This window comes from Paenibacillus profundus (assembly GCF_021369635.1).
GTDB classification, from domain to species: Bacteria; Bacillota; Bacilli; order Paenibacillales; family Paenibacillaceae; genus Paenibacillus_B; species Paenibacillus_B profundus.
Map to the genome: position 1 here is coordinate 1 of NZ_JAJNBZ010000067.1, position 10,271 is coordinate 10,271.

At 45.4% G+C, this 10,271-nt stretch carries 7 protein-coding genes and 1 pseudogene; 4 read left to right on the forward strand and 4 right to left on the reverse strand.

What is annotated here, in order from left to right:
• Positions 1-142: 142 nt before the first annotated feature.
• Positions 143-775, forward strand: coding sequence for a LysE family translocator (locus tag LQV63_RS30670; protein ID WP_233699562.1), 633 nt, complete (start codon positions 143-145; stop codon positions 773-775).
• Positions 776-1,225: 450 nt separating this feature from the next.
• Here LQV63_RS30670 and dhaK read toward each other — a convergent pair whose 3' ends face one another.
• On the reverse strand, positions 1,226-2,986 hold the full coding sequence (gene dhaK / locus LQV63_RS30675) for a dihydroxyacetone kinase subunit DhaK (protein ID WP_233699563.1): 1,761 nt from the start codon (positions 2,984-2,986) through the stop codon (positions 1,226-1,228).
• Positions 2,987-2,988: 2 nt separating this feature from the next.
• A complete protein-coding gene (locus LQV63_RS30680; RefSeq protein ID WP_233699564.1) occupies positions 2,989-4,119 on the reverse strand; it encodes a glycerol dehydrogenase in 1,131 nt (376 codons plus the stop codon).
• Positions 4,120-4,317: 198 nt separating this feature from the next.
• Between LQV63_RS30680 and LQV63_RS30685 the strand changes: the two genes are divergently transcribed.
• On the forward strand, positions 4,318-5,334 hold the full coding sequence (locus LQV63_RS30685; protein WP_233699565.1) for a PocR ligand-binding domain-containing protein: 1,017 nt from the start codon (positions 4,318-4,320) through the stop codon (positions 5,332-5,334).
• A 112-nt stretch (positions 5,335-5,446) separates the two neighbouring features.
• Here LQV63_RS30685 and LQV63_RS30690 read toward each other — a convergent pair.
• Together LQV63_RS30690 and LQV63_RS30695 are read right to left on the reverse strand one after the other, a co-directional pair.
• Positions 5,447-6,966 (reverse strand): annotated as a pseudogene (locus LQV63_RS30690) (APC family permease).
• Between the two features lie 322 nt (positions 6,967-7,288).
• Positions 7,289-8,533 (reverse strand): DUF445 domain-containing protein, encoded by a 1,245-nt coding sequence (locus tag LQV63_RS30695; RefSeq protein WP_233699566.1) that lies wholly within the window; start codon positions 8,531-8,533, stop codon positions 7,289-7,291.
• Positions 8,534-8,783: 250 nt separating this feature from the next.
• On the opposite strand from LQV63_RS30695, the gene LQV63_RS30700 reads away from it, so the two are divergent.
• Positions 8,784-8,957, forward strand: coding sequence for a DUF1963 domain-containing protein (locus LQV63_RS30700; protein WP_233699567.1), 174 nt, complete (start codon positions 8,784-8,786; stop codon positions 8,955-8,957).
• Positions 8,958-8,988: 31 nt separating this feature from the next.
• Positions 8,989-9,903, forward strand: a complete 915-nt coding sequence (locus tag LQV63_RS30705) for a DUF4261 domain-containing protein (RefSeq protein WP_233699568.1) — start codon at positions 8,989-8,991, stop codon at positions 9,901-9,903.
• The last annotated feature ends 368 nt before the right edge of the window (positions 9,904-10,271 follow it).

The window sequence follows — 10,271 nt, forward strand, 5'->3', positions numbered from 1 at the left end:
AAATCCATGCAGTACGTGCTGTTAAGCTAATTTTGGCTCTGCGAAAGTTGAGTTAATAAATCCAAACAAATATTGAATTTTAACGCTAAAGTGTATATATTAATGAACATATGAAGACATCAAATTTGAAAGAAGTGATTTTTTGAATCTATTTTTCACATATCTTCTCGCGGGTCTTGCAATTGCAATGCCTGTAGGAGCAATGACAGTTGAAATGACGAAACAAGGTCTGAAAAAGGGGTTTATGCATGGTTGGGCTGTAGGATTAGGTGGAATGACAATCGATTTATTATTAATTATTGCATTATATATGGGATTGGCTTCTGTACTTGCTATATCTTACATTCAAATACCAATGTGGCTTATTGGCGCATGTTTCTTAGCATTTTTAGGCTATGATTCCATAAAAAACTCAGATCAAGATATTACGTTAGCTGGTGATAAACCAAACGGATCATTTCTTAGCTCGTATCGTAATGGCTTACTCGTAGCTGTTTCACCAGGAAATCTCGTGTTTTGGATTTCCGTTTTTGGAGCTGTACTTTCTGATTCTTATGATACGACACAACCGGCAAAATTTTTAATCGTCGGGGCGGGTATTTTAACTGGTATCCTAGTCCATGATGTTGGTCTACTTGCAATTGTTGCGGTAACAAGAAAAGTAATGAGTCAAACAATGATAAAATGGGTATCCATAATCGCTGGATTTATTTTAATAGGTTTTGCGGGATACTTCTTATATCAGTTTATAATAACAATAAAAGGAATACTATAGTTGTCATTTTAAGTTGATAGCTATGTGGTAGAACCCCTATTTTGTGATTAAATCTAGACTCACTCTATAGATTAGGAATACTGGCTTTCCTTCGCGACCTGCCCTATGGAAACGCCTCTGTTCCCCACGGGAGCCAATCCACAGGGTTGCAGATATGTGATGAATTAATAATACCCTCAGCTTCCTGTTCTGTCTTCACGGCAATATTTAGACTGCAATGGTTATGCTGAATGCTAATCTGAGTAATAATCATAGTCCATTCGACAACTTTACTGGAAACTCCTTTTTGATAGGACTTAAGATCATTTGGATTTTACACGCTGCCTTATAAAGAAACCGAAGCGCTGTTTTGCTTGCGCTCCGGTTTCATATATTTCAAATGTTGATTACAAACAGGCTGCTTCTAGGAAATCCGAGGTACCGACTCCCCGCTCTAACGATCCTATCCATTTATTCTAACACCTGTGCTAACTCCGTAAAAATAACACCTAATGCATAGGCGCCGGCGTCTGGATACCCCAAGCTTCGTTCTCCAACCGTTCCCGCTCTTCCCATTCTGGCAACGATTGACTCTGTATGCTTCGCTCCTTGAACTGCGGCTTCTGCAGCTTTAGCTGATGCGGTCTTGATATCGTCGCCCTCTATTGCACACTGCTCCCATGCATCGGCGAATGGTGCCAGCGCGTCAATCAAGGTTTTATCTCCGACTACGGCTCCTCTTCCGAAAGAACGTTCGCCCGTATCCTGGATGCCTTTGACAACGGCCTTCATCATACCCGCAAATTCGGCGACAGTTAATTCAGTACTGTCTCCCGCATATTTGCTGGCCGCTCGATATGCCGAGCCCCAGATCGGTCCGGAAGCGCCACCGCAATGCTCCATAATGATGAGCGAACATGCATTTAGAAACTCGCCAATACTTCCGGTGTGGTGTTCCATAATCTCATGCCATTCTCTCTTTAACTGCTTAAAGCCCTTTGCGACACTCATGCCAAAGTCGCCGTCGCCTGCATACGAGTCCAGTTCGCAGAAAGGAACTTCATTTTCAATAATAATCTCGCTCATCTTGTCCGTCAGATAGATCAGATTGTGTAACGAGAAGGTATTCCGTTCGATCTTGGCATATTGCTGATCTGTCTCACATCGATAGGATACGGCTTGATTCTCTGGCGACTCCACTGGTGCTTCTTCAATACGCAGCGGGCTGAACGGCCCTGTCACTTGAAGCGCTGGCGTATCGCAACTAGCTTCCAGATAATGTTTTAATTGTTCATCTAATCTGATCATGGACACGGAAGCGCCTGCCATGTCTATACTTGTCATGTAGTTGCCGACAAATACTTTAAAGATGGGAACGTTGTGGTTACGGATTTCCTGAACAACCGCGTTCGCCAACAAATACAATTCTTGCAGTGGTGTTCCGCCGAACCCGTTAATTAACACAGCTATTTCTGGTTGAGAGCTGCCGCTTATTTTCATATCGCGGAACAAATCCGTGACCATTTTCTTCGCCAGCTCATCGGCAGATACATTCTGTTCTCTGCGAATGCCTGGTTCACCGTGAATGCCCACGCCATATTCGATTTCATTATCTTTTAGCTCAAATGTCGGAGTTCCTTTGGCCGGAACGGTGCACGAAGTAAGGGCAAAGCCAATGCTTCGTGTGTTATCTATCGCTTTTTGGGCAATTTCCTTCACTTCAGCTAACTCTTTTCCCTCTTCAGCGGCTGCGCCGGCAATCTTATGAACAAGTACAGTTCCTGCCACGCCTCTTCTGCCGACCGTATATAGACTGTCTTCTACCGCAATGTCGTCGTCCACTTTGACATAGTCAACAACGATTCCGTCTTCCCCGGCTAAATGTGCCGCATTCTTGAAATTCATTATGTCGCCGCTGTAATTTTTAATAATGAGCAGCGTTCCCTTTTTACTGGCGGAAGCTTTGATCGCTTGGTAAATTTGAATCTGGGATGGGGATGCAAATACGTCTCCGCAGACCGCCACATCCAGCATCCCTTGGCCGACAAATCCGGCATGAGCGGGCTCATGGCCGCTTCCTCCGCCGCTGATCAAAGTTACCTTGTCTTGATTCATATCTCTTTTCTTAATGATCTTATATTTGCTGTTAAACTCCAGCTCAGGATGTGCAAGCACCATGCCGTTGCACATTTCTCTGACCAGCGTCTCCGGCTTATTGATGATCTTTTTCACAATTACTCACCCTTTTGTTTATATTGCTGTCCGATGTGGTCCGCTACTCGGATCGCCGCCACTACCATCTCTTCATTAACCGGGAAAGGCATGGAATGAATCGATTCTTCTGGTATGCAAGCTTTTTGGGCCACATTCCGCAATTCGTCGTTCGTCACACTCGTTACGCCGATATCGGCCAGACACACCGGAAGGCCTACGCTCACGCAGAACTGCAACACTTCATTGATTTCTGCTGTGCTTGCATTTTCCAGAACCAACTGTACCAATGTCGTAAAGGCCACTTTCTCGCCATGATAATACGAGTGGGTGCCTTCCAGAGAAGTCAAGCCATTATGAATAGCATGCGCAGCTGCCAGACCGCCGCTCTCAAAGCCTAAGCCGGACAACAGGATATTTGTTTCAATAATATTTTCAAGCGCTGGCGTAACCAAGTTCGCATCACAGGATGTTTTCGCTTTAGCTCCGTCCTCCAGCAACGTCTCATAGCACAGCTTGGCAAGGGCAAGAGCCGCTTTTGTCCCTTTAGCTGGACTTACGCCCCCGTTAGCGCCGCATGGCAACCCTGCATTCACATTCGAATAAGAATTTGCGGTTGCTCTCGCTTCAAAGTAGGTGGACAGCGCATCACCCATCCCCGCGACCAGGAAGCGTGTAGGCGCATTGGCAATAACAGTTGTATCAATCATTACAACACTTGGGCTTTGTTTGAAGTACGCGTAGTCGTCAAACTCGCCCTCCGGCGAGTAAAGAACCGCGGAATGGCTTGTCGGTGCATCCGTCGCTGCAATGGTCGGTACGATGATCAACGCATCGCCCTCTGCTACGCATTTCGCGGTATCGATAGCTTTGCCTCCGCCTAGTCCAATAGTGCAAGAACAGTTATGTTCAATCGCAAGCTGCTGCAATCGCTTTACTTCTTGACGAGAGCACTCTCCACTGAAACCGCTCTCAACTATTGTAACACCGTATTTTTCCATTGTATATTCGAGCTTCTGCTTCACACGTTGTACATCATCGGCATGAGCGATCAGAAGAGCCGATTCTCCGAATGTCTTGATGAAATAACCCAGATTGAATAGTTCATCTTCACCTTGTACATATTTTGATGGACTTATAAACGCTTTTCTCATGTGCGTAATCCTCCTCTGTGTTATTGTATCTCCATTATAGTGGCGGCCGAGTACAAGATCATTGAACTATTCCTGCAAAATAAAGCGCTATCTCATCGTATTATCTTATCCTAAACCGCGAAAATGGTATTATCTTGTCTTTCTATCCGATTATTATGCTATAATGATGCGAAGCGGACAAAAGGAGAATGGGTCATCGTGAACTCACGTTTTAATTTGGAAAGCATCATTGATATGGAGAAATGGCAGAAGCTGCAGGACTCACTCTCTTTGGTTACAAAAATGGCCGTTATTACAACCGACTATAAAGGTGTGCCTGTTACGAAGCACAGTCACTGTCAAAGCTTCTGTCAGGCGATTCGCAAAGACGAGGCGCTATCGCAATACTGCCAGAAGTGCGACGCGAGAGGCGGCCTGGAGGCTGTTCGGTTGAACAAGCCTTATATCTATCTATGCCATTACAATATTGTCGATATCGCCATCCCGATTATTGTTCATAATCAGTATATGGGGGCCATCATGGCAGGACAGGTCAAGCTGCGTGACAATCCGATGGAACTTGAACAAATCGTCACTCGTCCCTCCAATGCCGATGCCAATAAAAAGTTCCTAGGTCTGGAACAAGAATATACTTCTCTCCCGGTATTGTCTTATGACGAAGTCACGACAATCTCGGAAATGCTGTATCATTTGTGCAATTATATCGTGGAAGAAGCGATCAATAAAAATGCAACGATCGATATGTACCGGCAAGCGTTAACGAGCAATAAGCCTGTTATCGATTCTCTTGCCGAGCATTCGTACCGCAGCATTCAATCGATAAAGAACGAATTGGAAAATACACTGATCGATAGTCAAATCAGTAAAATGTCCAATCAGTCAAAGATATCTGCCAACGCCATTCTTCAACCAGCATTCGATTATATCTACACTCATAAAAGCGAGAACGTGAAATTAGCGGACATGGCCGCGCTTTGCCATGTGAGCCCCAGTTACTTCAGCCGCATTTTTACGAAGGAGACTGGAGAGAACTTTTCTGTGTTCATTCCGCGGTTGAAAATGGAATGGGCCAAACAAATTTTAGAGACGACCGACCTGTCTATCTCTCAAATTAGCAACGAATTGGGATTTAGCGAACCTAGCTATTTTATTAAGACGTTCAAGAAATTCGAACGCATAACTCCTGCCCGTTATCGGCAAATTTATCAGCGCTAGCCATACGCGAAGAGCCGTCTGCCAAAGTTTAAATCCACGGCGGTTCTTTGTTTTTATAATTTTAGTATTGCTTCTTCAGCAACTTGTCCGAATGTCCTTCATGCATCCCCCATTATTGCTGAAAATGATAAGGGACGGTCGTAATCACGACATCCTTGCGATTGATGAAATAGGCACGCAGCATAATACTCGTCTGATTGTGCAAGATGTTCTCCCACCAATGGCGCGGTATGAACTGAGGAATCAAGATCGTAACATGATCGTTCTCCGATTGCTTCCATTCGACGGTATCCACGAACTTCACTAACGGACGAATCACATTGCGATAGCTTGAACGATGTACAATTAGTCGGACCCCAGGATCCCATTCCGCCCACTTCTTCTCCATTAGCTTGATATCCTCATCATTGAAGCCCACATAGACGGCAACCACATGATCCGTCATCGACTTGGCATAACTAAGGGAATGCATGACGACTCGCGTTATGCCGGCCACCGGGACAATGATAGTACTTCCCTTGGCCTTCGGCTTCTCGGTATGAATATCAATGCGAAGCTCATCTGCCGTAATGAGATAATGCTTATGAATCTTATGAAAGATGTACATCACGGTTGGCAGGAAGATAAAGACCATCCACACCTGACTGAACTTTGTAATCAGGAAGATCATTGTAATCATGAGCGTAGTAAGCATACCCACGGTATTCACCGCGAATTTCCATGACCAGCCCGGTGGCTTCAGCTTCATCCATCTTATCATCATCCCAAGCTGGGACAGCGTAAATGGGATAAATACCCCAATCGCATAAAGCGGAATTAGGCGGCTAAGAGGCTTATCCCAAGGAACATAACGCCGAGAATCCCACCCATCATCGCAAGCGTAGCGGCAGCATTTTTCTCCGATGGCTCCCTGAAGTTCGGAACCGCATTCGACATGGCCTCTACCCCTGTCAACGCCGAACAGCCTGAGCTAAAGGCCTTCAGCAACAGGAATAGGCTAATATTCGTCGAGGCTGCTTCCATATCCGGTGCAGCAGCCACTGCCCCACCCGTAATGTACTTGACCACACCCGACAAGATCAGGATAAAGATCGCAATCACAAATAAATAGATAGGAATCGCAAGCACCGATGCCGATTCCGTAACCCCTCTTAGATTCATGATGGTCAGAAACGTAATCATCAAGATTGCAATCAAGACCTTGTAATTATGAAGCGCAGGAAAAGCAGAGGTAATCGCATCTGTTCCTGCCGATGAGCTTACTGCCACGGTCAGGATGTAGTCAATGAGGAGCGAACCGCCCGCAAGCAGTCCCGTTGATACTCCGAGATTATTTTTAGCAACAATATAAGCGCCTCCTCCTGTAGGATAGGCAAAGATCGTCTGACGATAAGATGAGACCAGAATCAATAATAAGGCAAGCACGGCAATCGAGATCGGAATGGAGTACCAGAAGGCCACTGTCCCTACGGCAAGCAGAACAATCAGAATTTGCTCGGTACCGTAAGCGACAGACGATAAAGCATCAGAGGATAATACCGCCAACGCCTTTAATCTGCCAAGCTTCTCTCCTTCAAGCTCTGCACTCTTCATTGGTTTTCCGATCAATAACCGTTTTACTTTACTAGCCATATCGATTGCTGCCTCACTTTACTCATACTAAGCTTACTTACATATTAGTCGAGGTTCAGAAATGTATGTTACTCCTGTCACAAGTGTTCTGGTAAAAACAAAGGATACGTCCATAATGTCCATACAGGCTTGCTTTTTCACCAAATAAGCGTAACCATCGCATGTGCATTAATAAAGACGTTCCAGTTGGTCTTATTATCTTGATATCGCCTTGATTTATGCACTTTTGTTCACGATTTGCACGATACATCACAAATGGGAGATTGTTTCTGCAACCTGCAGAACAAAAGAGCCTGCCGCTATCGACAGACTCTATCTTGATTTAAAGGAACAGCTGAATTGCCGCTAGAAGCAATCCGATGACAAATCCGCACAAGGCGCCATTGACGCGAATCCACTGCAAATCCTTGCCGATCTTGCCTTCGAGCATCTCAATTAGCGCTTTATCGTCCATTTGATTTATATTTTCTGTTACCAGCTGACCGATACGATAATGGTTCTTCTCAACGACAGCGACGACAGCTTGACTGACTCGATTCTCGATCTCATGGATCCATTCCGGATTCGCCTTCAACTGTTGAGCGGCAGCACGGTAAACTTGAAGAACGATTCGGCCCCCCGTGTCGCGTTCACGGGCTAAGGCATGAAGCGCCATCGTGCGGATCTCTTCCAAACGTTCCTTAATCGTCTCGTCAAAACGTTCATGCTGGATATGCTCGAGCAGCCAGGTCTTTAGTCGCCCCACCTTCTCCTCATGCATAGCAAGCTGGAAGACCTGCACACGAATCTCACGGATAATCATTGCGCGGGATTCATTATCGTCATCCTTCCAGTCTTGCAGGGATGAAGTAATCATGCCTTGCAGCAATTGGCCGAGCTTATCCTCATCCATGAAGCCTGCGAAGGCTTGAAATGCAAAGCCCTTCAGTCCGCCAAGCTTCACTTCCGCCAGCTTCTCATTCGCCAATCTGCCAAGCATGCGCTTCGTCTCTAGACGTCGAGCCCATGACTCCGCCTCTTCGAGCACGTAGTCGAGCGCTTTCTCATCATAACTCTCCTTGATGAGATAGGTGGCAAGCTGGTCAAATGCTTGATGAAGCTCTATTTCCCGTACATAAGAAGCTAACCCTGACTTAACGACGGGAGCAAGCTTCTCTACAGGAAGCCTTTCAACAAGATGTATCGCACGATCCAGCACTTGTCTGCGAGCCTTCTTCTTCTGAACGGCCTGCGTAGCAACCGCAGTTACCCGCTCCACAAGATTCCATCCGCGAAGCTTCTTCTCAATGCTCTCTTTGTTCAAGAGCTCCGTCTCTATAGCAGATACGAAAGATTGAACAATCCGATCTTTATTCTTTAAGAGCAATGAGGTATGGGGAATGGGAATACCCATCGGATGTCGAAAGAGCGCCGTAACTGCGAACCAGTCAGCGATCCCGCCCACAAGACCTGCTTCGAAGCCGCCCTGCAGAAGCAGTATCCATAAATAATCAGGCAGCATGAGTGTAACCACGAAGCCTGCGGCCATCACAATTAAGGATATTCCCGCTATATATTTAGAATTCATAATATCCTCCCTCCCTTGTTCAAGGGGACATATTGAAATAAACACAAAAGTTCAAGATGCTGTACCTTAATTGGTATTATTCCCAGATGGCTAAGAATTTCCTGAGGAAGTACGCATCGCTCATTAGGATTTACTTCAAGTTGTTTGATTTGTGCTTCAGTATACCGCATACTCAATCTCCGTTCCATAGTGTTCATCTCTAGAAGAGCCTGCTAGGATACTATATAATAGATCCATCGATATAACGCCTATGACTCTTTTGTTGCAACTCAATCTGAAAGATTTGGCGAAGCATGACGAATCGTCGCTGCTTCCGACTAGCGGCATGCTATATTTTTTTGTGGGGATAGATGAGCCTGCTTATCATATTGAACATCGCGTATTCTATCTGAATGAAGGAAAGACGGCATGTGGCCGACTATAATAATGAATTCACGAAGGAGACAAGACCAAATATGAAGGATGTACGTGAGGAAGAGAGAGACTTTGGGTTTGCGCGGGTCTATGCGGTTGAACTAAAATACAAGCGGCAGCCAGAGCTGGATCGAAATTTTCTATATGAGAAAGTGGAGCGTTACACCGGTAAAATAGAACAGCCAGAACAACAGGAAACGGATGCCGCAGGGCTAGCTGTTTGGGAAGCGGACGAAGTTGATAAGGATAACATGATTCATTTCTTTCATTTAAACTACATGGTTCAATATGCGGAAGGAGAAATGCCTGCCCAGACCAGCTTGATGAACATGGACAATCGTCCGGCTTCGGACTACGAAACGGCTATTCAGCAATCCTGGCATTGGCAGGAAGCTGCTCAGACTCTACACGAATGCAACTATTCGCTGCTTCTGGTAGACATGATGGCATCAGGACTTGACCCCAAATCAAGATTACAGCTGTTCACTGGCGTACTCCAAGCGGTTCTGGAAGCGGCTCCTTGTGATGCGATTTACTTTCGGGAGAGCGACAGGCTTGTAGAGCCTAAAGCGTATTTGGCTGCGATTGAAGAGGGTGCCCTGTTATATGGTGCGATGAATATACGATTCTATAATGTTGAAGGGACTGGAAGCGGACGGGCAGAGGGCTTGATGGATTCAATAGGACTCGCTGCACTAGGTATTCCCGATGTTCAGTGTCATTATTATGATCTTGATCCTGATGAGGTTGCCGGACATTTAGCGAATATCGGATACTATTTGTTTAATCAAGGAGACATAATCAATGACGGGGAAACGATTGGATTCACCGAAGACATGCGTTGGCGTTGCGAGCATCAATACGCACTAGCCGCCCCGCATCGCGTCGTTATCGACATCGATCCGGGAGAACCTTACTACGCTGGAAGACAGGGATACATACAGGAAGAAAATTAATATTGCTGACTAAGAACTAAAGATTGTCCAGTGGAAACGCATGACAATGTTACTGGACTGAAATAGTGAGAAACCGTGAACGCAGCTAGATAACGGCTGCGTTCTATTTTCGTCCCAAGCGTTGACCTGCTTTAGCGTGTAGTTATCATTCAAATCCAACAAGTCTCCTCTTGCAAAAATCGAAATCTCTTGTCCATCCATCGTCACACTTCCTTCTTATGCTATCACGACAACTTGATAACACTTGAAATGTACAAAGAGCCGTCTTCCAAAGTCCTTATTGAACTTAGAGACGGCTCTTCTTTATCTATCTTGTAACCCTATAAAATTTGTTCTAAAAGTCCGCTGCTGCTCACGAAGTCTTGCAA

Bases quoted from the DNA above. Each gene is read 5' to 3' on its own strand.
- LQV63_RS30680 (WP_233699564.1), bottom strand. From the start codon at position 4,119: ATGAGAAAAGCGTTTATAAGTCCATCAAAATATGTACAAGGTGAAGAT.
- LQV63_RS30695 (WP_233699566.1), bottom strand. From the start codon at position 8,533: ATGAATTCTAAATATATAGCGGGAATATCCTTAATTGTGATGGCCGCA.
- LQV63_RS30700 (WP_233699567.1), top strand. From the start codon at position 8,784: ATGACTCTTTTGTTGCAACTCAATCTGAAAGATTTGGCGAAGCATGAC.
- LQV63_RS30705 (WP_233699568.1), top strand. From the start codon at position 8,989: ATGAAGGATGTACGTGAGGAAGAGAGAGACTTTGGGTTTGCGCGGGTC.